Source organism: Halomonas sp. KM-1 (genome assembly GCF_000246875.1).
GTDB lineage: Bacteria > Pseudomonadota > Gammaproteobacteria > Pseudomonadales > Halomonadaceae > Halomonas > Halomonas aerodenitrificans.
In genome coordinates this window covers 1-22319 of sequence record NZ_BAEU01000138.1, presented here as the reverse complement: position 1 = coordinate 22319, position 22319 = coordinate 1, and the positions used below count along the sequence as shown (strand labels likewise).

At 59.9% G+C, this 22319-nt stretch carries 19 protein-coding genes; 9 read left to right on the top strand and 10 right to left on the bottom strand.

Going from position 1 to position 22319, the window contains the following annotated elements; translation table 11 throughout:
- Positions 1-10: 10 nt before the first annotated feature.
- Positions 11-1357 carry an O-antigen ligase gene (locus tag B8115_RS16500; RefSeq protein WP_141638639.1) on the top strand — a complete coding sequence of 449 codons (1347 nt, stop codon included), beginning with the start codon at positions 11-13 and terminating at the stop codon, positions 1355-1357.
- Positions 1358-1434: 77 nt separating this feature from the next.
- Positions 1435-3003, top strand: coding sequence for an ATP-binding protein (locus B8115_RS16495; protein WP_010628938.1), 1569 nt, complete (start codon positions 1435-1437; stop codon positions 3001-3003).
- A gap of 41 nt (positions 3004-3044) precedes the next feature.
- Here the strand turns inward: B8115_RS16495 and B8115_RS16490 are convergent, their stop codons facing one another.
- From B8115_RS16490 to B8115_RS16460, 7 genes are all read right to left on the bottom strand, one after another.
- Positions 3045-4265, bottom strand: a complete 1221-nt coding sequence (locus B8115_RS16490) for a hypothetical protein (protein WP_141638638.1) — start codon at positions 4263-4265, stop codon at positions 3045-3047.
- 23 nt (positions 4266-4288) lie between these two features.
- The gene (locus B8115_RS16485; RefSeq protein WP_010628936.1) at positions 4289-4648 is read right to left on the bottom strand and encodes a hypothetical protein; all 360 of its coding nucleotides are present in this window, start codon (positions 4646-4648) and stop codon (positions 4289-4291) included.
- Between the two features lie 242 nt (positions 4649-4890).
- A complete protein-coding gene (locus B8115_RS16480) occupies positions 4891-6117 on the bottom strand; it encodes an amidohydrolase family protein (RefSeq protein WP_010628935.1) in 1227 nt (408 codons plus the stop codon).
- Between the two features lie 27 nt (positions 6118-6144).
- Entirely contained in the window at positions 6145-7452 is a 1308-nt protein-coding gene (locus B8115_RS16475) for a TRAP transporter large permease (RefSeq protein ID WP_010628934.1), read from the bottom strand.
- A gap of 8 nt (positions 7453-7460) precedes the next feature.
- On the bottom strand, positions 7461-7958 hold the full coding sequence (locus tag B8115_RS16470; protein WP_010628933.1) for a TRAP transporter small permease: 498 nt from the start codon (positions 7956-7958) through the stop codon (positions 7461-7463).
- Positions 7930-8586, bottom strand: a complete 657-nt coding sequence (locus tag B8115_RS16465; RefSeq protein ID WP_010628932.1) for a TetR/AcrR family transcriptional regulator — start codon at positions 8584-8586, stop codon at positions 7930-7932. The genes B8115_RS16470 and B8115_RS16465 overlap by 29 nt, the downstream gene beginning before the upstream one ends.
- Before the next feature lie 53 nt (positions 8587-8639).
- The gene (locus B8115_RS16460) at positions 8640-9776 is read right to left on the bottom strand and encodes a C4-dicarboxylate TRAP transporter substrate-binding protein (protein ID WP_010628931.1); all 1137 of its coding nucleotides are present in this window, start codon (positions 9774-9776) and stop codon (positions 8640-8642) included.
- Between the two features lie 226 nt (positions 9777-10002).
- On the opposite strand from B8115_RS16460, the gene B8115_RS16455 reads away from it, so the two are divergent.
- Both B8115_RS16455 and B8115_RS16450 read left to right on the top strand, forming a co-directional pair.
- On the top strand, positions 10003-10725 hold the full coding sequence (locus B8115_RS16455; RefSeq protein WP_010628930.1) for an AzlC family ABC transporter permease: 723 nt from the start codon (positions 10003-10005) through the stop codon (positions 10723-10725).
- Positions 10725-11042 carry an AzlD family protein gene (locus B8115_RS16450; protein WP_010628929.1) on the top strand — a complete coding sequence of 106 codons (318 nt, stop codon included), beginning with the start codon at positions 10725-10727 and terminating at the stop codon, positions 11040-11042. The genes B8115_RS16455 and B8115_RS16450 overlap by 1 nt, the downstream gene beginning before the upstream one ends.
- A gap of 25 nt (positions 11043-11067) precedes the next feature.
- On the opposite strand, the gene B8115_RS16445 is transcribed toward B8115_RS16450, so the two are convergent.
- Genes B8115_RS16445 through B8115_RS16435 form a run of 3 tightly spaced genes read right to left on the bottom strand, consistent with a single transcriptional unit; the run spans position 11068 to position 14507 of the window.
- Complete coding sequence (locus B8115_RS16445; protein ID WP_141638637.1) at positions 11068-13176, bottom strand: YjbH domain-containing protein; 2109 nt, start codon at positions 13174-13176, stop codon at positions 11068-11070.
- Positions 13173-13961 (bottom strand): capsule biosynthesis GfcC family protein, encoded by a 789-nt coding sequence (locus B8115_RS16440; RefSeq protein ID WP_010628927.1) that lies wholly within the window; start codon positions 13959-13961, stop codon positions 13173-13175. Before B8115_RS16440 ends, B8115_RS16445 begins: the two co-directional genes overlap by 4 nt.
- A gap of 6 nt (positions 13962-13967) precedes the next feature.
- On the bottom strand, positions 13968-14507 hold the full coding sequence (locus B8115_RS16435) for a YjbF family lipoprotein (RefSeq protein ID WP_010628926.1): 540 nt from the start codon (positions 14505-14507) through the stop codon (positions 13968-13970).
- A gap of 910 nt (positions 14508-15417) precedes the next feature.
- On the opposite strand from B8115_RS16435, the gene B8115_RS16430 reads away from it, so the two are divergent.
- The 5 genes from B8115_RS16430 to B8115_RS16410 all read left to right on the top strand — a co-directional run bounded on the left by B8115_RS16430 (position 15418) and on the right by B8115_RS16410 (position 22140).
- A complete protein-coding gene (locus B8115_RS16430) occupies positions 15418-16545 on the top strand; it encodes a polysaccharide export protein (RefSeq protein ID WP_010628925.1) in 1128 nt (375 codons plus the stop codon).
- Positions 16545-16982: a low molecular weight protein-tyrosine-phosphatase gene (locus B8115_RS16425; protein ID WP_010628924.1), complete on the top strand. Its 438-nt coding sequence runs from the start codon at positions 16545-16547 to the stop codon at positions 16980-16982. The genes B8115_RS16430 and B8115_RS16425 overlap by 1 nt, the downstream gene beginning before the upstream one ends.
- Before the next feature lie 88 nt (positions 16983-17070).
- Positions 17071-19287 carry a polysaccharide biosynthesis tyrosine autokinase gene (locus tag B8115_RS16420; RefSeq protein WP_010628923.1) on the top strand — a complete coding sequence of 739 codons (2217 nt, stop codon included), beginning with the start codon at positions 17071-17073 and terminating at the stop codon, positions 19285-19287.
- 409 nt (positions 19288-19696) lie between these two features.
- Positions 19697-20803, top strand: a complete 1107-nt coding sequence (locus B8115_RS16415; protein WP_010628922.1) for an SIS domain-containing protein — start codon at positions 19697-19699, stop codon at positions 20801-20803.
- A gap of 11 nt (positions 20804-20814) precedes the next feature.
- Positions 20815-22140: a lipopolysaccharide biosynthesis protein gene (locus B8115_RS16410; protein WP_010628921.1), complete on the top strand. Its 1326-nt coding sequence runs from the start codon at positions 20815-20817 to the stop codon at positions 22138-22140.
- Positions 22141-22319 lie beyond the last annotated feature (179 nt).

The following is a 22319-nucleotide window of genomic DNA, read 5'->3' as shown; positions in this document are numbered from 1 at the left end:
GTGAGAGTCGATGACGAAAAGCAGGGAGCAGCGGTGGTACGTGCAGTCGCCCCGCAACGAGCTGGCCGCGGGGCGTGGCGGCCTGCGCACAAGGATGCAAACGCTGGCAAGCCTGTGGGCCTTCGCCTTCATCGCGCTGCTGGTGGTGGTGCCTTGGGCCTATGCGATCATTCCTCTGTTGGCTGCCGCCACGCTACTTCCCGCCTTGCTGATCTATGCGCCCCGTGTGCAAGGCGAGGGTGCGCTCGACCGCGACGATGCCTTCATGCTGCTAGCGCTGTTCAGCTATGGTGCGCTGTGGTGCCTGGACGTGTGGCGTAGCGGCGAATGGCCCGTGGGCGAGGGCAATCAAGGCATTTTTCTTCCGCTTTGGCCGATGCTGGCCGCGGCTTTACTGATGGCGCTGCGTATTTTCACGCCGGGGCCAAGGCTGCTGTGGCTGGCGGTGTCGTGCGGTGCCCTGGGTGCGGGAAGCATAGCGCTCTACGAGCGGCTGGTGCTGGACAAGGCACGCGCCAGCAACGATATGAACGCCATCCCTTTTGGCAATCTCTCCTTGCTGCTCGGTGGGCTATCGTTGCTCGGCGCGCTATGGTGCGTTCGCTCCGGCAGTGTGCGACGTCCGGCGTTGCTTGCGCTTACTCTGCTGGCGGCCATGGCCGGCATGCTGGGCTCGCTGCTCTCCGGTACCCGCGGCGGCTGGATAGCGGCGCCGCTGCTGCTGCTTTTGGCCTACCGTGCCGCGCGTGATGTGTTGCCGTCACGCCCGTTGCACCTGGCGGTGGCCGCCTTGATGATCCTGCTGGTTGCCGCAGCGTGGGCACCTCAAACCGGCGTGAGAGACCGTGTCGCTCTGGCTCACAGCAACCTGATGCAGTACGCCGTCGGAGAAGAGCGGGGGTCCTCGGTGGGGTTGCGCCTGGAAATGTGGCGCGCGGGTGGCCTGATGTTTCTCGAAAAGCCTGTACTGGGCTGGGGAGAAGGTCAGGTACAGCACCAGCGTGATGCGCTGGTGGCGGAGGCCGGCTTGCACCCGGGTATCAGCCGTTACGACCAATTGCACAGCGACATCATCGACACGGCGGCTCGCCGCGGCCTGGTGGGGCTTGGGGTGTTATTGGCTTTTTATATGGTGCCGCTGAGTCTGTTCTGGCGCCGTTTGGTCGACGGCGGGAGCCCAGGCGTGCGCGTGCTGGCGGCGGCGGGCATGATGGTGCCGGTCGCCTTCATCGATTTTGGCCTCACGCAATCGATGCTGCGCGATGTGCGGGGGCTGAGTGGCTACCTGGGCTTCTGCGTGGTGTGTTGGGCGGTGATGCGCAGGCATGAGAGGTTAAGACGCAGCGTCCACCCTTGAGAGGCTGCTGGTTCGAGGCTTCTGCGCGGTCGCCATGTTATGCTGGCATGAATCAGCACTTGTCCCAGGAGAGTGTCGTGTCCTCCACGCCCCGCAAGAAACTGTCCATCGGGATCCAGACCTTTGCCGATATCCGTGAAGGAGGCTACTACTACGTCGACAAGACCCCCGCGATCCACCGCTTGGTGGAGGCGGGCAAGTATTATTTCCTCTCGCGGCCGCGGCGTTTCGGCAAGAGCCTGCTGCTGGATACCCTGCGCTGCCTGTTCGAGGGCCGCGAGGCGCTATTCGAAGGGCTCTATATTCACGACAAGTGGGACTGGCAGGTTCGCTATCCGGTAATTCGCCTGAGTTTTGCCGATGGCGTGATGCAGAGCCGCGACGATATCGACAAGCGAATCCGCTATCTATTGCGCCACAATCGAGAGCGGCTGCGCATTGACGCGACCCAGGCGGAAGACATACCGGGTGAATTTGCCGACCTGATTCGCGGTGTCCACGAAAAGTACGGCCAGCGCGTGGTAGTACTGGTCGACGAATATGACAAGCCCATTCTCGACAACCTGCTCGATCCCGAGCGGGCCCGCGAGCTGCGCGAGGGGCTGAAGAACCTCTACAGTGTGCTCAAAGATGCCGACCCGCATCTGGCCTTCGTGCTGCTTACCGGTGTGTCGAAGTTCAGCAAGGTAAGCCTGTTCTCCGGCCTCAACAATCTCAATGACATCACGCTGGACGCTCCCTACGCGACTATCTGCGGCTACACCGACGACGACATCGACACGGTATTCGCCCCCGAGCTGCCGGGGCTGGAGCGAAGCCAGATCAAGCACTGGTACAACGGCTATCGCTGGGGCGGGCAGGAGGTTACGGCAGTTTACAACCCCTTCGACGTGCTGCTGCTGTTTCAAAAGCGTCAGTTCGGCGCCTACTGGTTCGAGAGCGCCACGCCCACCTTTCTGGTGGAAGTGCTCAAGCAGCGCGGGGTGTTTACTCCGGCGCTTACTGCCTGGCACAGCCGACCGGCGCTGCTGAGTCGCTTCGATGTGGATGATATCGCCACCGAAGCGCTGCTGTTTCAGACCGGCTATCTCACCCTGAAAGGGGTGCGCGAAGAGGTGCCGAATCGCCCCATCTATCGCCTGGGTTTTCCCAATCAGGAAGTGGAAGCCAGCCTCAATGAGGCGCTGCTGCCTGTGCTGGGGCTAAGCGACGATGCACTGGATGAGCTGATTCTCAAGTTGCCCGGCTTGCTCAAGGTAGCGGATATGGCCGGCCTGGAAACCTATTTCAAAGCCCTCTACGCCGGGCTGCCCCACGACTGGTACCGCAACAACCCCATCGCCCGCTATGAAGGCCACTATGCCAGCGTTTTCTACAGCCACTTTGCCGCGCTGGGGGTGAACGTGACGGTGGAGGACGCCAGCCACCACGGCAAGGTCGATATGACGGTGGATTTCGCCGGGCACCTGTACCTGTTCGAGTTCAAGGTAATGGAACAGCTGCCCGAGGGCAGCGCGCTCGAGCAGATCAAAGCCAAGGGCTACGCCGACAAGTACCGCGGCCAGGGCAAGCCGATCCATCTGGTAGGCGTGGAGTTCTCCCGCGAGCGGCGCCAGATCGTGGCGTTCGAGGTGGAAACTGAATAACCTAAGCGCGTTACTTTCATGATGTTCAAAGCATAGCGGAGCTAAATATTTTTTACCTTGGCCAGGGTAAAGCCGTTCTCTTTCAAGTCTTTTTTCATACGACTGATTCTGAAAGGGGCATTAAACACGCCGAAAGCGGCTGCCATTGTTGCTATGGCGAACAACGGCGTAAATGGCATCAAAATTATGGTGGAAAACGTTCCAAAGGTCATGAAGCCACAAAATAATGCGGCAAAAATATACTTTAGAATTTCGCCCTCTACGCTGGAAGGTAGATACCATGCCTCATTATCATCGGTCTTGATTCCTACGAGTACTCGCTGGAAAAATTGTGTGGTAAAAATGAAGGTACCACACACGTTGGGTACGACCAAGGGGTCGATCTGGTCTGGTACTAGTACGCGTTTTGCCTGCACTTTCTTTCCATCAGCACCTAAGAAAGAAAGGTAGTTATACCGGAACCACCTTCCCCCGTATGTTTGGCTGTATGACCCCGTCGTTTCAATGCACCCCTCTACTACTCGGGTGGATGAAGAAATACAGCCATGCGGTGAATAATGTTTGCTGAAGGCTGCCGCCGTCATGATGAAGAGAGCCGAAAAGTTTAGGTAAGCACCAAACGCAAGAGAAGCAGGTCTGGGTTCTCCCCAAACGAAAATGCTGTATTCCTGGAAACCATTATAGTAGCCTAAAGCAATGCCGCCAATGCTTGTGAGTGCCAAGGCTCGAATGAGTATTCTAGAACCGCCGTTGTAAAAAATTACGGCGACAATAAAAAGGAGCGGTACCATCCAAAGATGTAGCTTCTCAGCCCGTAAGAAGGGGGGAAGGTAGCCATAGTGATCTGAGTAAAACAGCGGGCTGAAGAGGGTCAGGGCGCCGACGATCGTGGCCAGCATGCCGATCCGATTCATTTTGCTGCCGCTGCTGGACGAAGAATTTTCTGGCTTAGTGGTTGTCTTGCCTTCCGTTTGCATGACGTTACCGGCGAATGGGCTATCCGTTATGGACGTTGTAATATCAGGCCATTTCAGCGTGACTCTTTTCTCAGAGTCGGCGTTATTACCTACCAGTTTTTCCGGCGGTAGCTCATAAATTTGTGTGGCGTTTACGCCAGCGATGACGAAATCTGCTCGCATTCCTGAGCTTGGTGTTGATTCGGATTTCCAATCGCTCTGCTGAAATTCGTAACGACTCCCATTGGTGTCGCGTATGATCCCTGTTTTGCTTGAGGCGTCGAAATGAAGTACTGTCCCTTCCATCGTCACACCTTTTCTTGTTGTGATTAATATACCCACTCTCCCGTTTCTTCAACCAACACGGTTTCGTTCTGCGTTACTTTGATGGCGCCAGCTTGATCTACGAAATAGGTAACGTTTCCGTTCTCGAATATGTAACCTAAGAAACGGCATGGGGTCACGCCGTCGGCACACATCACATGATGTGTTTGACCACTTAGTTCAATGTGGTTGCCGGATGTTTTGGATGTCCCGATATATGTTATGTCATCACAGACGACAACGCCTTCAGTACAGTTGTTTTTTATCTCGATGATATAGTTTTCTGTCACGAGAGTTTGAGCCATCGCCGTCTTTAACGAGAGTGAGGCCGTGACGAAAAGTATTGCCAATAGTGTTTTTTTCATTTTGTTCTCGCTATCACGTGGATACGTCACTTTGGTGCGATCCTGTTGCTTACAATTCTTTGCGTGATTTTAGCCACTTTCGCGAGAAGATGTGACTTGATATCGTGCTATTTTTACCATCTTGGTAGGGTTGATTGTTAATGCGACTTTGGCGATAGAGTATTAGAAATCTGCTTCTGCGTGCACCTGTGAGCTTCCAATAGTAACCAAGCAGCCCGGCCTTGGCCGGGCTGCTTGGAGGTTTACATCACGTTCTTGTAGAGTTTGCCAGCTTTCATGATCAGCAACAGCTGCTCTTCCGGCCGTGTCAGCACAGTGATGTCGTCGAGGGGGTTGCCCTCGAGCACCAGCAGGTCGCCGCGTGCGCCGGGAATGACCTCGCCGAAATCGCCGCTATGGCCATAGGCATCGGCCGCGTTGCAGGTAGCACTGCGGAGCAATTCGGCAGTGGGTATCACGTCCTTGCGCAGGTGGAACTCGTCCAACTGGTAGCGCTGCATGCGGCCCAGCAGGTCGGAGCCGTATAGCATCTTGACGCCGTGTTCTTGAGCCATCGCCAAAGCCTTGTGACCGGCTTCCAGAACGTCGTACACCTTGCGCTGCAGATGCTCGGCCATGCCAGCCTCGACCCCCTCTCTTGCCAGCGCATCGTAGGTGATCAGCGTGGGGGTCAGGTAGGCGCCATGCTCCAGGAACAGGCGGCAGCTCTCTTCGTCCATCAAATTGCCGTGTTCTATGGTCCGAACGCCTCGCGGAATTAGCCGGTTGATGGCGCGCGCAGTATAAGCATGGGCCATGGTGTGGATGTTGGCGGCCGTGGCTTCCTCGACGATGGCGTCGATCTCCTCCAAGGAGAACTGCGTGCTGTCGACCCGATCGGTGGGAGAGGCGACACCGCCGGATGCCATGATCTTGAGCTGGGTGGCGCCCTTGCGTATCTCGTCGCGGGCGGCTCGGCGCACCTCACTCACCCCATCGCACACCCGCCCGAGCCCGGCGCAGCAAAAGCAGCCTTCAAAGGTCTGCTGTCCCGCTCCGCGCATGTCGGCGTGTCCACCGGTTTGCGATAGCGCCCTGCCGGCATACATCAACCGAGGGCCGATCAGGCTGTCCTCCTCCAAGGCACTGGCAAGCCCGTGGTCGGCACCGCCGGCATCGCGCACGGTGGTGAAGCCTCGCATCAGCATGTCCTTCAACAGTTCGCTCGATTTGGCGCCTACATAGAAGGGGGAGAGCGTTTCCAGCAGGGCAAAGTTGGGCGTAATGGCCGTTACGTGGACATGAGAATCGACCATACCGGGCATAAGGTAGCGTCCGCGGACATCGATCACTTGGTCGTCCGCTCCTTCCAGGGCGGTGTCGCTGACAGCCACGATGCGGCCGTCCTGCACGCGCACCTGCCGGTCGGGCAATACTTGGCCATTGCGGGTATCGATGACGTTGGCATTGATGAAGCGAGTCGTTGTCATAGGAGTTTCCTTGTAGGAGCCGGGATGTCAAAACATCAACTGTGGCAAGAAGAGTGAGAGTGCCGGGATCAGCACGATCAACAGCAGGGCGACGATGTCCATCACGATGAACCAACTCACGCCCTTGAAGACTTCAGGCAGGGTGACGCTTTTACCGAGAGCGCCCTTGATCACGTAGACGTTGAGCCCTATAGGGGGCGTAACCAGGCCGACTTCGAGCAGCTTGACGACGATGATGCCGAACCACACCAGGTTGAGATCGGCCCCTTGCACCAGCGGCAGGATGAGCGGCAGCGTCAGCAGCAGCAGGCCAATGGAATCGATGAACATGCCGAGCACCAGATAGATCAGAGCAACGGCAAGCAGGATCCACCAGGTTTCGGTGCTCACACCGAGAATCAGCTCCGAGAAAGCGGCCGGCACGCCGCTCAGGGCCAAAAAGCGGGTAAAGAACAGCGAGCCAATCAAGATGATGAAGATGCTGGCGGTGCTGACGGCCGTGCTGATCAGCGCTTCCCTCAGCGCGCGCAGGGTCAGGGTGCGCCTGGTAAATGCGATGAGGGCGGCGATGGTAGTGCCTACCGCACCAGCCTCGGTGGGGGAGAAAATACCCAGGAAGATACCGCCCAGCACCGAGCCGATCAGCAGCGGCAACGGCCAGATGTCGCGAAAAGCGTCCCATTTTTCCCTGGCGCTGGAGCGCACGGCAGCATCGCCGGCCAGGCTGGGGTTGAGCTTGGTGCGCACCATGATCATGGCGATGTAGAGCAGCGCCGAGAGCACTCCCGGAATGAAGCCCGCCATGAACAGCTGGCCCACCGAGACCTGAGCATAAACCCCGTAAAGCACCAGTAGCACGCTAGGGGGGATCAGCGAGCCCAGCGTGCCGGAAGCGGCTACGGTGCCGGTGGCCAGGCCTTTGTCGTAGCGGTACTTCAGCATCTCGGGAACGGCAATGCGCGACATGGCCGCCGAGGTCGCCACGCTGGAGCCGGAGGCAGCGGCAAAAAAAGCGGAAGCCATCACGCTGGAAACCGCCAGGCCGCCCGGTAGCCGCGCCATGAAGAGGCGCATGGCATGAAACAGCCCCTGGGTCATGTTGGTCGAGGTGCACAGGTAGCCCATGAACAGAAACATCGGGGCGGCGGTTAGCTCCCAGGTGCCGGCGAAGTCGAAGGGCGTGGCGGAAATCATGCCCCAGGCCACGCGCATGCTGGTCATTTCACTGATGCCGATGATCGAAACCAGCCCCAACGCTATGCCGATTGGCACACGCAGGGCGATCAGGGCCAAGGCGATGGCAATGCCTGCCACGCCTATCTCGAGGTTGCTCATGGAAACTCCTAAAGGGCTTGACGTAAACGCAATGCCTTCAGCATGTTGGCGAAAATCGCCAGCATCATGGCGCCGAAACCGACGGGTAGCGCCCAGCGGCTGGGCCAGAGGTAAAAGCGGAAGTTGGCCATGGCCGTTTCCATGCGGGTGGTCGCACGCATGGCATCGAGATAGCTCTGGTAACAGAGCATGCCGAAATACAGCAGGCCGAGGCTGCAAGCAAAGAGATAAAGGATCAACTGCAGCGAAGCGGGAAGACGGCCGACCAGCACATCCACACTGATGTGCTCACGCTTGAGCTCGACGTACGCCAAGGGCAGGAATACCACGGCCACCATGTAATAGAAGGAGACCACTTCCAGCGTGCCGGGAAACGACTTGCCGAACAGATAGCGAAGTGCCACGTCCAGTGTGACATGCAGCGCCATGAGCAGCAGAAACAGCGCCGCCAGCGTCAGGGCGAGTTTGGCTACCCAGTCATTCAGTATCTCGATCGTTCTTGTCATTGTGTGGAACTCTCTTGGTGTTCTCCGAAGTGGAAAAACCCAATTCCAACAGGGTTCGTTTCCAGAACAACAGCATGTCCCGGTACAGCGCCGGGTCTTCACGCCAAATGCTCTGTGCCCCCATGCCGCGCATCATGCAGAGCGTGGCATTCAGCGCCACACGCTTCTCGTGCGAGCTGTGCTCGGCATTCATGACCAGCTGCTCCCAGATCTGCTCCAGGGAGGCGTTGAACGTCGTGGCCAAGGGCACCAGTACCTCCTTGATGGCCGGGTCGGTGCGTGCCGTGGTGAGAAACTCCAGCGTCACCATGTACATGTCGCCCTTGAAGTGCTCATGCAACGCCTGCAGCATGGTTTCGAAATCGAGCTCGCCTGCCTTGATGCGTGTCGCCATGTCCTGAACGCTCTCGACTTCCCTGTTGAGGATGTCCTCCAGTGCAGCCTGCATCAGCAACTCCTTGGAAGGGTATTGATGCAGCAGAGCGCCGCGTGAAACGCCGGCTTTCCGCGCGATGTCCACCGTCGAAGTGGCGCGAATACCTTTCTCCAGAATGCATTCGATGGTCGCTTGCTTGACCCGGCTCTGGGTTTGGCGTGAACGTTCTTCCTGGGTCTGGCGCTTGGTCATGGCAAATTCCGTTGGCAGCGGCCGCCTCGGTGAGGCGGCCTGAGCGAGACGGGTCAGTAGATCCCGTAGTCTGCCGGCAGCTTATCGAAGATTTCGCGCATTGCCAGAGCGGCGAGCGCCTCTTCATCGTTGCGGTCTACCTCACCCACCAAGCCTTGCCACTTCTCGTAGGTCGCAAGGAAGTCATCGATCAAGGCTTCGGCATCGTCGACCCCGTAGTTGTTGCGGGCCGTATCGTAGATGCCGGCCAAGGCCCTTTCACGGTACGCCTCGACCGAATCCATCAGGTCTTCGCCGGGTTCGTAGACGTTATTGCCGTGGCCTATCGCTTCTTCCAGAGCCGCATCGGCAGTCGCCAGGTACTGCACGATCATGCGCGTCATGGCCTTGGCGGTCGCCTGCTTGAAGACGTCCCGCTCGCCATCGCTCAAACCGGCCCAGAACTCGGAATTGAAGCCCCACTGAGGGCCCGACCAATACATGCCGGTGGGCAGCAGGGTAGTGTGCTGCGCCACTTCCCACAGCGAGCGGTCGATCAAATCGTTGGCCGCGTTGGAGGCGCAGTCCAGAGAGCCGCGATCCAGGCCGCTGTACATTTCGCTTGATGGAACGTTGACCGGTACGCCGCCGGCTTCCTCAACCCAGGCTGAAACGGTGGAACCCGCGGTACGAATGCGCTTTCCACGCAGCTCTGCCAGGGTGCGCACCGGCTCGCGGCAGAACAACACGTAAGGGGGCGTGTTGTAGGCGCCCAGGTAGACGATATCCAGCTCCTCCCACTCCGCCAGCTGGATCGGGTTGCGGGTGCTGAAATCGGTCACGGCCAGAATGCCGACAAGCGGATCGTCGAAGTTGAAGCCAAGTTCTTGCACCGCATTGGCGACCGGCATCTCGGAAGGGGTGTATACCGCAGCGTGGTGGGCTACCTGAACGATATTGTCCTGAATGCCCTGAAGGTTGGCGCGTGGGGCCAACAGCACCGTGCCGGTGTATACCTCGGGCTTCAGTTCGCCATTGGAGAGTTGCTCGACCGTTTCCGCCCACTCGATGTAGCCATAGCGGGAATGCGGATGTTGCTGGTCGTAGAAGGAATTGGCGATGAAGGAAGTGGAAGCCTGCGCCGTGGTGAAGAGGGCAGGTAGGGCCAGTGTGGTGACAGCCAGTGTCAGCGCCTTGCGTTTGCAGGTCATATTGTTCTCCCGTTCCGTATTGACGGCGGCTTTGTTGCTCTTGTGATCTCGCGTTGGCAGAGTTGGATAGCCAACGTACGAATGCCAAACTAGACTCTGCCAAAGAAAAAAACAAGCAGGACTGTTTGTTTTTTTCTTTGCAGCGCCAAGCTCGGTAGGTCGGCGAACATTAGCCACTTGGCTCGAGGAACGGTATGACGGGGAGTCTTCATGCAAGGGGATGGCGATGAACAGGCAAACGAATAGCGAGGCGTGGCTGGATGTACCGGGCACCTGGCGCGGCCTGGTCATGATGATGCCAGTCGCCACCTTCACGGTGGCTTTCGGTCTGGCCTTCGGGGTGGCTGCCGTGCACCATGGCCTGGCCAATTGGGAAGCGCTGCTGCTCAGCACCCTGGTGTTTTCGGCACCGTCGCAGTTTGCGGCGCTGGATATGTGGCACTCGCCCATGCCGCTGCTCGCGCTGGCCACCGTTACCGTGGCGATCCACACGCGTCATATGCTGATGAGTGCGGCGCTATACCCTTGGCTGCAGCCGCTTGGCCGTGGCCGGCAGTTTGCCTTGGTGGTGCTGATGAGCGACTCCAACTGGGCGATGGCGCTGGGTCAGTACCACCGCGGTGAGCGCAACCTGGGCATCTTGCTGGGCAGCGGCATTGCCCTGTGGGCGGCATGGATACTGGGTACTCTGGTAGGCGTGGCCTTCGGCGGCGGGATCGCCCAGCCGGAGCGCTTCGGCCTGGATGTGATCATGCTCTGCTTCTTCCTGATGATGCTGTTTGGCGGTCGGCCACGCCTGGTCATGGCTATGCCGTGGCTGGCGGCGGCCATAGCGGCGCTGGCGGCCTACCGCTGGTTGCCGCCTTACCTGCATGTCATGGTGGGGGGACTGGCCGGCGGCCTGGTGGCCGTGGTGATGCCCAGGCATGGAGAGGGGAAGCCCGGTTGATGAGCTCCATACCGCTGTGGCAATCACTGTTGGCCATCGGCCTGTTGGCGACTATCGCCTATGGTTCCCGCGTGCTTGGCTTGCTGGTCATGTCGAGAGTGCCCCTGGGCCCCAAGGTGCAGCGCTTCGTCGATGCCATGTCCACGTCGGTGCTGATCGCCATCGTGGCACCTTTGATCATGTTCGGCGACGGCGGAGCCCGCCTGGCTGCGCTGACAACGACACTGGTAGCCATCCTATGGCGTAGCCCGCTGCTCGCCATCGGCCTGGGCATGGCGGCGGCCGCTGCCTGGCGCTGGTGGCTCCAGGCAGCGTAAGACCGGGCACGGCCACCAGCGACGCTTACTCCCACATGGCGTCGAATTCTTGCCAGTAGTTCCTCAACTGGCGCTCTTTGGTCAGCTCGTAAAGCGAGTAGCGACGGTTGAGACGCGCACCGCCATCCCGGGTGAGCGGTTGCCAGGCGATGTCGGCGCGATCGCGGCTCGAGCGCACGAAGAAGGCATCGAGCGGGATCGAGAGATACAGCGCCTTGTCGAAGCTGCCCTCACCGAAGTCGTTGCCGACATCGGTGAAGGTGGCCCAGCCACCCACACGCACGCCGTTGGCGAATTCGCGAGAGAGATCGAACGTAACACCGTGGTCGCCCGCCAGATAGCGACCGACGCTGATCTGTGCCAGCAGATCCTCGAAGCCGGTATCGACATAGGCGCTGAGGTGGCCGGTCCAGGCCTGATAGTCGCGCAATTCGAAGCGTTGATCGAATTCGCGCTGGCGTACGCGGTTAATATCTAGGCCGAGTGCCCAGCGGCTGTTGAAGGGCCGATAGAGCACTTCGCCGCCCACCCCGGCGTACATCATCTCCAGCAGCCCGCCGTAGCCCAGCAGATACCAGTCGGGGGCGAGTTGCGCGGTGCGGGTGTACTGCAGTTGGGTGATGCCCGCATTGGAGCTGGCCAGGTAATCGCCGATATAGGTTCTCACCCGAGGCAGTTCCGAAGCGGCGATGTACTCGTAGCGGTCCAGGTTGTCGGCCAGGGTGACGTCTCCCCGTACCGACAGCCAGCCTTGGGCGTCCGTGTACCAATCCGCGTCGGCGTAAGCCGAGAGCCGGTACAGGTAGCCATCCGGGCCGCCGAAATTCTGTTCCAGCGCCGGGCCGATATGGTAATCGAAGCGGCGTGGTGTACTGCGGTAGAGCGTCTCGCCAGCGCTGGGTTCCAGCTGCGCGTGTACGTAAACGCCCTGCAGATGGTCGCTCGCAGCATCCGTCGAGGCCACCCCAGCCGCGAAGGAATCTCGCGGGTGCACGCTTTCACGCAGGGCCAGCCCCTGCGATTGCCAGCGATAGCGGAACTCGCTTACCTCCGGCTCGAGCTCAGCATGCAGGATGCGCCCCGCACGGCCCTCGCTGGTGGCCAGATTGCGATAGCGCAGCGGTTCGGCCGTCACTCGAACACTGTTGCCCTGGCGCGCCACTTCGGCAACCCGCATGCCGGCGTTGGCTTCCAAGGCTCGAGCAACCTGCTGCCAGTCGCCTTGCGGTGCAGCATCCAAGGGCATCGGGCGCGGGTCCTGCTTGGCCTGGGAGAGCCCCGCCAGGTTGGTGGAAATCGAGACCCCGGCCATGAAGACGTCGCCACGCTGCCAGCCGGCATGCAGTGAAAGACTCTCGCCAAGCTGCAGTCGCGAGCCGAGGTTGAGCCGCGACTCGCGGCGGAGGGGGGCGCTGGCCGGCTCGTTACTGTAGTCATTGCCTTCGTACTCGAGCTGTAGCACCAGCGGCTGCCACGGGGTTTGATACTCCACGCCGCCGAACAGAGCGGCCGGCCCACGGAACAGCTGCGAGATCTCGAACTGGCCGCCGCCTTCGCCATACTCCTCGGGCCGCTCGTCGAAGCGGCTGTCGAGCCAGCCAAGCGGTGAGCCGGCGTCGCCGCTGGCACCCAGGTAGCCCCAGCCCACGCCCAGAGAAAAATCGAATTCACCTAGGCGCTTGCTGGCCACCAGATACTCGGCGCCGAACAGGGTGGTACCGCCGGCATCGCGTAAGCCCAAGGCGACCTGAGGCCGATAAGGGCCTTCCTGCAGCAGCCGGAATTTGGCGTCCAGCCCTTTGTCGAGATAGTTGCGGTCGCCGGCGATACGCTCACCGTAGAGCCTGTCCTCTATCTCGACATAGCGAAAACCCGCTTCCAGCCATGGCGTGGGTTGAACGAATACCCCATAGCGACGGTAAGGCGCGGTACGGCTGAAGGTGGCGGCAAAGTGGCCCAGCGGCGCCATGCGCGCGGTGGGGGTTTGCATCAGGCCGACCCCGCCGAAATCGCTTTGGCCGGTACCCAGGGCCCATGCCGTCGGGCTGCACAGCAGCAGCGGGGCAAGGCCTGCATGGCAAAGCCAGGAGCCAACGCGCCTGGCAGCGCGCTGTCGGGCAGAACAAAAAATCATCGGGTAGGCCATAGGGTACAAACGTCACCGGGTAGGCGAGTGGCAAGAAAACGTACCAGCAGCCGGTTGACCAGGCTGCCCTCCAGGGTGCCGCCCATATCATGTTCCGGCAGCAGCAACACCAATCGGGCGCCGGGTGCCAGCGGCAGCGATTCCCGGTTCCAACTGGCAACGCCCAGCGTGGTGGTTTCGCCCAAGGGTGAAATCAGGGTCGCCCGGTCCAGGGTGCGATAGCCGTTGGCGGGCAACTGAGCGATGGCCCCGGCGGTGGTCATACCCGGCTGCCATGGCAGCCGGGATACGCCGTTGGAACCCCACACTTCCACCCAAGGTGGCGGCTCACAAGTGCCCAGATGAATCAAATTGCCGACTGGGACATTGCGCCGCAGCGAAGCGGCAAGCCAGGGAAGGTCGAGCCGCTCCGGAGAGCGGGCGGCTTCGGCAGGCAGACCTTGAACGGCGTGATGCCAAGCCTGCAGGTGGCGTGCCCCGGGCTCGTGTCCCATCAGTCTCAGGGTATCGCCCAGGCTGGCGAGCTCTCCCAGCAATTCCGCTCGAAGCGGATCTAGAACGCTGGCATCTCTAGTGCGCAGGGCGAAGCTATAGGCCCAATCGAGAGGTTCTTGCTCCTGGGCCTGCCACGCCAGCCATGCCTCGAGCAGCGTGGCGGGCATGGCACTGTCGGTCGGTGCTTCCCGCTGCGCGCTGGCGGCCGCGGGCCATAGCGAGAGCGCCATCAACAGGGCCACCCAACGTTGGCGTCGCGTCTTTGCACGGTCATACATGAGTGTCTATTCCCACCAGTGACGAGCCACCTGCCAGTGAATGCGTGGCGCCCCCGGCCAGGGGCGCTCATCCACTGCCCACAGCGTGAAGTCGTGAGGATCGCGCCACAGCTTCGAGCGCTGGCTTGGGCCGTGCTGCCACTGCAAGTGCTGAACACAACGCTGCAACAAGCGCTCACCCAAAGGCAGTCTGGTCGGTTCGGCTTCGGCACACTCGAGCGTGCCTTGGGCTACGCCGCGCTCGAGTTCACCTTCGGCATTGCGCCAATGGCGTACCAATTGGAAACGGGCTGGTGTTTCGAGCTGCCAAGGCAGTATCGAATCCGGGTAATGGGTCGCCATCAGGTCCTGCTCCAGCCCGCTGGTGGCGTAAAGACCACCGCCGTGCAGGGCCAGCATCATGCCGTCGGCCAACGGCCAGTAGCTGTGCCCACCCACTTGGGCGCCCATCACGGCCAAACCCTGCATGCCACCCATGCGCAACGACAGCGAAGCGTAAGGGATCTCGGCTGCCTGAGCGGGCAGCCCGTTTCGCTGGGGCAGCATCGTTTGCAATGAGGTCCCAAGCGGGCTCAGGCCGTCGCTGGCGCAACCGGCCAAACCGAGTGTGGCCCCACACAACAGCAAGACCGCCCGGAGGCGGCCTTGCAAAGGCAGGCGATATTGCGCAAACCGCATCACTGGGTGCCGGTGGTTCCTGTGGTACCCGTACCACCGCTGCTGGAACCGGATGAGGCCACAGCGGCACCTACGGCAACGGCACCCGCTACGGCAATACCCGCCAATGCCGCAGTGGAAAGGCCGGTAGCTGCGCTCAGGCCTGCCAGGCCGCCGCCAGCGGCTGCACCGCCTGCGCCGCTAGCGGCTGCACCGCCTGCGCCTGCGCCTGCACCGCCTGTTGTAGCCGTGCCACCAGCAGCGGTACCCGTACCGGTCGTTCCGGTACCCGCCGTTCCAGCAGCTTCCTGAGCCATAGCCAACGGAGAGAGCAGCATGCTCGTGAGAGCTGCCACCGCAATAACCTTGATCTTCATTCCGAGACTCCCTGTGCACGTGGCGTCGCCAAGTGGCGACTGTTACTAAAAGTTACAAATCTGAGGCTTGGGTCATATGATGTTAACGCCATGAGAATGCTCATGCCTAGCACTCTTTGCGTATGGGTCTTTCGGTGTAAGCCAAAGACTACAAGAGTTGTAGGAGATCTACGCAAAGCATAGAAAAAATGACCAGAGGCATGGTCTCCATGTAATGCGATGTGTAGTATCGCCACGTTTCTCTACGCCTAGGTGTTCGCCTTGTCGCATATTGGCGACACCAGCAGGCCGTGACTCAAGTTAACAGGCTCCTCTGTCAGCGCCTTCGTGCTGACAGGGAGGGCTTTTTCCGGCCTCGGGGATGCGCCAACCAACACCCCGGGGCGGTAGCGTGTCTGAACGAAATGCAAGGGGCTGGCTGAATGCAACACACTCTTTTTTCACGGTTCGCCCTGCTGGCTTGCGTGGGTCTGCTGGCCGGCTGCGCCTACGCGCCTGGCGGGCATATCCACTCCCGAGCCGAAAGCGCCCCGCTCGACGATCTGGTGGAGATCCGTCCGATCACCCCAGGGCTGCTGCGTGCCCAGCAGCCAGCCCCCAGCAATGCCGACATGCGCCGCCTCAGCGATACGTTGCTGGCCGATGTGGAAGGCTACGACTACCGAATCGGCCGGGGCGACGTGCTCAGCGTCATCGTTTACGATCATCCGGAGCTGACGATACCCGCCGGCGGCGAGCGCAGTGCCGCCGAGTCCGGCAACGTAGTGCACAGCGACGGGACACTCTACTATCCTTACATCGGCCGGTTGCCGGTGGCAGGCCGCACGGTTTCGGAGGTGCGCGATACGATTGCCGCTCGCCTGGCCACCTTCATCGCCGACCCTCAGGTGGAAGTGCGGGTGGCCTCCTTCCAGTCGCAGAAGGTGCTGGTCACGGGGGAAGTCCAACAGCCAGGGCGCCAGGCCATCACCAACGTGCCGCTCACCGTGCTCGATGCCATCAGCCATGCCGGCGGGCTCAATGAAGCGGCCAGCTGGCACGAGGTGACGCTGAATCGCGACGGCGAAGAGTACCGCATCTCCCTGTACGACATGCTCTATCGCGGCGAGCTGAATCAGAACCGTGTACTACGCGACGGCGACGTGCTGCACGTAGCCGACAACATGGCCCAGCATGTCTTCGTCATGGGCGAGGTGGGCGAGACCCTAAGCCTGCCCATGGGCCGTTCGCGGCTCTCGCTGACCGACGCGCTGGCCCGGGCCGGCGGTTTCAACGAGGGCAGTGCCAATGCCAGCGGCATCTTCGTAATTCGTGAGGCCGCACCCGAAAGCGGCCAACTGGCCACCGTTTACCAGCTCGACGCACGCAACGCCACGGCCATGATGCTGGGTACGCGCTTCCAGCTCGAACCCAACGACGTGATCTACGTGACCACCACGCCGCTGGGCCGCTGGAACCGGGTGATCAGCCAGCTGCTGCCGAGTATCACCGCGGTGTATCAGGTCACCCGCGCCACGCGAGATATTCGAGACCTGCGAGACGATTTCTAATGTTCCAGCGTATTCTCGTCGTCTGTATCGGCAATATCTGCCGCAGCCCGGTGGCCGAAGCCATGCTGCGGGAACGGTTGCCGCATCGCGAGTTCAGCTCCGCCGGCCTGGGAGCGCTGGTGGGGCGGGGCGTAGAACCCACCGCTCGCGAGCTGGCCGAAGCCGAAGGGCTGGACGTGTCGGCCCACCAGGCACGGCAGCTCACCCCGGCGCTGCTGCAAGCCGCCGATTTGATTCTGGTGATGAGCGACGGCCAGCGCCACGCCGTGGCCGAAATGGAGCCAGCCGCCTTAGGTAAGACCATGCTGCTGGGCCGCTGGCTCGATGGTGGCAAAGGCCGCGAAATCCCCGACCCCTACCGCAAGAGCCGCGAAGCCTTCGAGCACGCTCACGAGCTGATCAAGCAAGCCACCGAAACCTGGGTCGGCAAGCTGTGAGCCACCACTTCACTTCTCTCTTTTAACGTGTTGTTTTTCTTCAAGCTTCAGCTTGTCACTGCACTAGCTTGAAGCTCACGGAGTACCCATGTCAGAAGTAGCTCAGCCCACCGCTCCGGCCCCCCAGGCGCCGGCCGACGATGAAATCGACCTGGGCCGCCTGTTCGGCCTGCTGCTCGACCACAAATGGTGGATCGTGGCGATTACGGCGCTGTTTACCGTGCTCGGTGTGGCCTATGCCTTGTTGGCCACGCCCATCTACCGTGCCGATGCCCTGGTGCAGGTGGAGAGCAAGGCCGGCCTGAGCAATCCGCTGCAGGACATGCGCTCCATGCTCGGCGAAGAGACCAAGGCCGAGGCCGAGTTGGGTATCCTGCGTTCACGCTTGGTGCTGGGCCGTGCCATCGAGCAGGAGCGGCTGGACGTGACGGTAACGCCGCGTCGCCTGCCGCTGGTGGGCGACTTCCTCGCCCGGCGTGGCCTCGAGCGACCGGCCTTCGTCGATCGGTACGCTTTTACCCGGCGCAGCGTATGGGCCGGCGAGACCCTCAACCTGGGCGAGCTGCGTGTCGGCCCTGCCTTCCAGGGTCAGCCTTTCGTGTTGCGGGTGCTCGATGGAGAGCGTTACCGCCTCAGCCTGGAGGGCGAGGTGCTGGGAGAGGGCCGGGCAGGGCAGAACGAAAGCTTCCTCGGCGGCCAGGTGGATCTTCGCATCGCCGAAATAATGGCTGCCCCGGGGGCCGAGTTCACCCTGGTGCAAGAGCCGCTGCTCGACGTAATCAACGACCTGCGCTCGCGCTTCAGCGTCAGCCAGCAGGGGCGCGACAGCGGCCTGTTCGATCTCTCCGTGAGAGACGCCGAACCAGCCCGCGCAGAGCGCACCCTCAACGCCATCAGTCAGGTGTACCTGACCCAGAACATTCAGCGCCAAAGCGCCGAGGCCGAGCAGAGCCTCGAGTTCCTCGAGCGACAAGCGCCGGAAGTGCGCGGCCAGCTGCGCCAAGCGGAAGACACCCTGAACGCCTACCGCATGCAGCAAGACAGTGTCGATCTCTCGCTCGAAACCAAGGCCATTCTCGACCGGATCGTCAATCTGGAAGCCCAACTGAACGAGCTGGAGTTCTCCGAGGCTGAGATCTCGCGCCGCTTCACCCCCAGCCACCCCACTTACGCCGCCCTGCTCGAAAAGAAGCAGCAGCTCCAGCGCGAGCGCGCTCAGCTCAACGGCCAGATCAACAACCTGCCGGAAACCCAGCAGCAGATGCTGCGCCTCACCCGCGACGTGGAAGTGACCCAGGAGATCTACGTTCAGCTGCTCAACAAGATGCAGGAGATGAACATCGCCCGGGCCAGCACCGTGGGTAACGTGCGCATTCTCGATGGTGCCATGGTGCAGCGCCAGCCTGTAGAGCCGAGAAAATCGCTCATCGTGATCATCGCCACCTTGCTGGGGGGCATGGTGGCGGTGGGTGTCGTGCTGGTGCGCGGCCTGCTCAACCGCGGAGTGGAATCGCCCGCCCAGATCGAGCAGGCCGGGCTGCCGGTGTACGCCACCGTGCCGCTCTCCAATGAGCAGAGCAAACTCACCGAGCGGGTGCGGCGGCGTCAGGAGCGCAAGGGCAGGGCGGTGCCCATGGCACTGCTGGCCGAGCGTGCCCCGGCGGATACCTCCATCGAGGCGCTGCGCGGCCTGCGTACCAGCCTGCACTTCGCCATGATGGAGGGCAGCGACAATCGCCTGGTGATCACCGGCCCCAGCCCTGGCATCGGCAAGAGCTTCGTTTCCATCAACCTGGCAGCGGTGTGCGCCCAGGCCGGCCAGCGGGTGCTGGTCATCGATGCCGACATGCGCAAGGGGCATATTCATTTTGCCTTCAAAGGCAGAAGCGAAGGCGGGCTCTCCGAGCTACTGGCCGGCAAGGCCAACTTGGACGAAGTGCTACGCACCACTACCCAGGAAGGGCTGAGCTACCTTTCACGCGGCAGCGTGCCGCCCAACCCCTCGGAGTTGCTGCTTACCCAGCGCTTCAGCCAACTGCTGGAAGAGGTCAGCCAGCGCTTCGACCTGGTCATCATCGATACCCCGCCGGTATTGGCCGTGACCGATGCTGCCGTGGTGGGCAAGCAGTGCGGTACCACCATGATGGTGGTGCGCTTCCAGCACAACCCCATCAAGGAACTCGAAGTGGCCCGGCGCCGCCTGGAAACGGCCGGGGTTGAAGTGAAGGGCTGTGTTCTCAACGCCATCGAGCGCAAGGCCGCCACGGCCTACGGCTACGGCTACTACAACTACGCTTACAAGTAACACTGAGCCTACAAGTAACTCCGATACCGATAATAAGCCCAAAAAGCCCTAGCAACCCCTAACTAGCCAAAACATACCGCCGCTACGGCGGCGGTGTGTTGCGACTCAGTTCGTAACAGCAAATATACGCATACTCATCAGGGCGATAATAACCACCAACGTAACGCCCGCAAGGATCAGCGAACACAGCGCACATGACACCGTGCGCTTGGCAGGGAACATGGAACTCTCACACCCACGCATGGGCCACCATGCGCTGCTACCCGTGCCTGCGAGAAGCCAAGGCATGGCGCACCTTCCTCTCTGTCGTGTGGAGATTGCCGCCTCGCGCGCGTGCTCCTGCCACACCCTGCCTGTCGCTCCCGTTCTTCCCCTTTCATCTAATTCCACAAGCCGGGAAGAGGTAATCATGTATGACATGCTGAGCGAAAGCAGGGGCAAGTATCGTCACGACTTGCGCAAGGAAATTCACGAACATCCCGAGGCCGTGATCAGAGCCCTGGCGGACAAGCTCTCCCCGCGAGGCGAGCTGTGGTTCGACAGCCTGGGGCCCGGCGCCATGAAGCTGTTGAGCGAGGTGCGCCAGGTACAGATCGTCGCGAGCGGTAGCAGCTACCATGCCGGCATGGTGGCTTGCTACTGGCTCGAGGCCGTGGCCAAGGTGCCCTGCCGGGTGGAGGAGGCCAGTGAGTTCCGCTACCGGCGAGGAGTCGTCATGCCCGGTACGCTGTGCCTCTTGATTTCGCAATCGGGAGAAAGCGCCGCCACACTGGCAGCGCTGTACGCCGCCAAGGGCGAGCCTTACCTCGCTACGCTTGCCGTTTGCCACACCCCCGGCAGCCGACTGGCCAGTGAGAGCGAGCGCTGCATGTTCACCCACGCTTCCTTGGAACATGGCAAACCTACCAACAAAGGCTTTACCGCTCAGCTTGCCGTGCTGGCCTGGCTGGCACTGGCCATCGGCCGCCAACGTAGAGTGCTGGATGCCAACTCCCTGGCGGAGGGCATCGAGGCGCTACACGCTCTGCCGGAACAGCTCTACCAAGTGCTGGAGCTGGAGCCCACCATTGCCGAACTGGCACCGCTGCTCGCCACCAAGCACAAAGTCCTCTTTATTGGCGAAGGCAGCCATTACCCCATAGCACGAGAAGCCGCCTATAAGCTTAAAGAGTTGGCTGGCATTGACGCCGAAGCATACGACCCTAGCGAATTGGAAAATGCGCGGCAGGCATTGATGAAAGGCGATATTGGAGTGGTAACGGTGGCTCCCAGTGGCATGAGCAGCCAGTTGGAGGTGCGTGCCCGTGGCAGTCAACTGATTAATTTTTCTTGCGAACATGCCAAAATATTAGATAGTGAGAGAATCAATAATTTGTCTTTACCTAAGTTTTCTAAGATGACGTCACCGATTATCTATTTCGTTGCAATGAAGTTGCTCAGATATTACATGGCTCTAGTGAAAGGCACCGACGTGGAAAAACCTCGTGATATATCTGGGTTGGCTGCGGCCAAATGAGATTGGTAATCATGTCTATAGGTTTAATTTCACAAGCAAAACGAGTTGTTGGTAGTAAGTTTTTTCGTAACGTAGCTGTCGTGGCGAGTGGCACCGCTGGGGCACAGGTCATTACGATGGCATTCACGCCAATCATAACACGTCTATATGGGCCAGAAGCCTTTGGTGTTTTGGGTACGTTTACTGCGATCCTGGCTGTACTCGCCCCTTTGGCAGCACTGAGCTATCCGATAGCCATCGTTCTGCCGAAGCGCGATGCTGATGCTATTGGGCTTGCCAAGCTATCGCTCGGCATCGCATCGGTCATGTCACTTCTGGCAGCACTGATTCTGACGCTATTTAAGTCGCCAATCGTCGACATCTTTAATCTCCATACTGTCGAACCGTTCATGCTGTTGCTGCCTTTCGCTATGCTCTTTTCAGCGACCATGGCGATAATGAGCCAGTGGGTAATACGTAAAAAACTCTTCAAAATCAAGGCCAAGGTGGCTGTCCTGCAGTCGCTTTGGCTTAACACGGCCAAGGCGGGCATTGGCCTGTTTTCTCCTCTGGCAGCGGTGCTTGTGGTGCTGGCTACTGTGGGCAGTGCGCTTCATGCACTGCTGCTCTGGGCTGGCGTGCGCAAGAGTGCTGATGGGCAGCTCGGTGAGTGTAGTGGTCCTGTTACAGATGGGTGTAAGGCACTAGCATGGCGGCATAGAGACTTTGCATACTACCGCACTCCGCAAATTGTTCTTAATGCTGCATCTCAGAGTTTGCCTGTATTGATGTTGGCGAGCTTTTTTGGTCCTGCGGCAGCAGGATTCTATGCGTTAGGAAGAATGGTATTAGGAGTACCTTCAGCGTTGATCGGAGAGTCATTGGCAGCTGTGTTCTATCCAAGGGTTAACGAGGCCATTTATAATGGTGAAAATGCGTTCAGGTTGCTTGTTAAAGCAACAATTGCGCTAGCCATTATTGGTGTTTTGCCATTTGGATTGGTGGTTGTGTTAGGTCCGAATTTGTTTACTCTAGCCTTTGGTTCTGAATGGTCTATGGCAGGAGAATACGCTCAATGGTTGGCATTGTGGAGTTATTTTGGATTCATAAATCGCCCCAGTGTTAGCGCCATTCCAGTGCTTGCATTGCAAGGCCTTTTTTTGCTTTATGAAGTGGCAAGCGTCGCTTTTCGTATAATGGCTCTTTTTGTTGGTTTCATTGTTTATGACAGTGCACTGGTAGGAGTTGCATTATTTAGTGTTATTGGTATTGTGCTTAATTTTTCGCTAATCGCCGCAACATGTGCTGCGGCGCATAAGCGTAATGTGAGCGTGCATGACTACTCACTGCGTCCATAGTGATGGTGCTATAAGCTAACTAAAATGTTGGCTAGCTGAGGTACCACATGTCACGTCGTCATTGTACCAGTGAGCTCAAAATTTTGTCGTGAATGCTAGATTGCCGAAATGCGATTTTTATAACTTGCTTCGCAATAGGCTATTCCGTGAAATTTTTTTAAAGAGAGCTTAACCGTTTT

What these genes read in the sequence shown, in the direction of transcription:
- B8115_RS16500 (WP_141638639.1), top strand. Translation starts at nt 11, where the DNA reads ATGACGAAAAGCAGGGAGCAGCGGTGGTACGTGCAGTCGCCCCGCAAC.
- B8115_RS16490 (WP_141638638.1), bottom strand. Translation starts at nt 4,265, where the DNA reads ATGGAAGGGACAGTACTTCATTTCGACGCCTCAAGCAAAACAGGGATC.
- B8115_RS16485 (WP_010628936.1), bottom strand. Translation starts at nt 4,648, where the DNA reads ATGAAAAAAACACTATTGGCAATACTTTTCGTCACGGCCTCACTCTCG.
- B8115_RS16480 (WP_010628935.1), bottom strand. Translation starts at nt 6,117, where the DNA reads ATGACAACGACTCGCTTCATCAATGCCAACGTCATCGATACCCGCAAT.
- B8115_RS16475 (WP_010628934.1), bottom strand. Translation starts at nt 7,452, where the DNA reads ATGAGCAACCTCGAGATAGGCGTGGCAGGCATTGCCATCGCCTTGGCC.
- B8115_RS16470 (WP_010628933.1), bottom strand. Translation starts at nt 7,958, where the DNA reads ATGACAAGAACGATCGAGATACTGAATGACTGGGTAGCCAAACTCGCC.
- B8115_RS16465 (WP_010628932.1), bottom strand. Translation starts at nt 8,586, where the DNA reads ATGACCAAGCGCCAGACCCAGGAAGAACGTTCACGCCAAACCCAGAGC.
- B8115_RS16460 (WP_010628931.1), bottom strand. Translation starts at nt 9,776, where the DNA reads ATGACCTGCAAACGCAAGGCGCTGACACTGGCTGTCACCACACTGGCC.
- B8115_RS16455 (WP_010628930.1), top strand. Translation starts at nt 10,003, where the DNA reads ATGAACAGGCAAACGAATAGCGAGGCGTGGCTGGATGTACCGGGCACC.
- B8115_RS16450 (WP_010628929.1), top strand. Translation starts at nt 10,725, where the DNA reads ATGAGCTCCATACCGCTGTGGCAATCACTGTTGGCCATCGGCCTGTTG.
- B8115_RS16445 (WP_141638637.1), bottom strand. Translation starts at nt 13,176, where the DNA reads ATGATTTTTTGTTCTGCCCGACAGCGCGCTGCCAGGCGCGTTGGCTCC.
- B8115_RS16440 (WP_010628927.1), bottom strand. Translation starts at nt 13,961, where the DNA reads ATGTATGACCGTGCAAAGACGCGACGCCAACGTTGGGTGGCCCTGTTG.
- B8115_RS16435 (WP_010628926.1), bottom strand. Translation starts at nt 14,507, where the DNA reads ATGCTGCCCCAGCGAAACGGGCTGCCCGCTCAGGCAGCCGAGATCCCT.
- B8115_RS16430 (WP_010628925.1), top strand. Translation starts at nt 15,418, where the DNA reads ATGCAACACACTCTTTTTTCACGGTTCGCCCTGCTGGCTTGCGTGGGT.
- B8115_RS16425 (WP_010628924.1), top strand. Translation starts at nt 16,545, where the DNA reads ATGTTCCAGCGTATTCTCGTCGTCTGTATCGGCAATATCTGCCGCAGC.
- B8115_RS16420 (WP_010628923.1), top strand. Translation starts at nt 17,071, where the DNA reads ATGTCAGAAGTAGCTCAGCCCACCGCTCCGGCCCCCCAGGCGCCGGCC.
- B8115_RS16415 (WP_010628922.1), top strand. Translation starts at nt 19,697, where the DNA reads ATGTATGACATGCTGAGCGAAAGCAGGGGCAAGTATCGTCACGACTTG.
- B8115_RS16410 (WP_010628921.1), top strand. Translation starts at nt 20,815, where the DNA reads ATGTCTATAGGTTTAATTTCACAAGCAAAACGAGTTGTTGGTAGTAAG.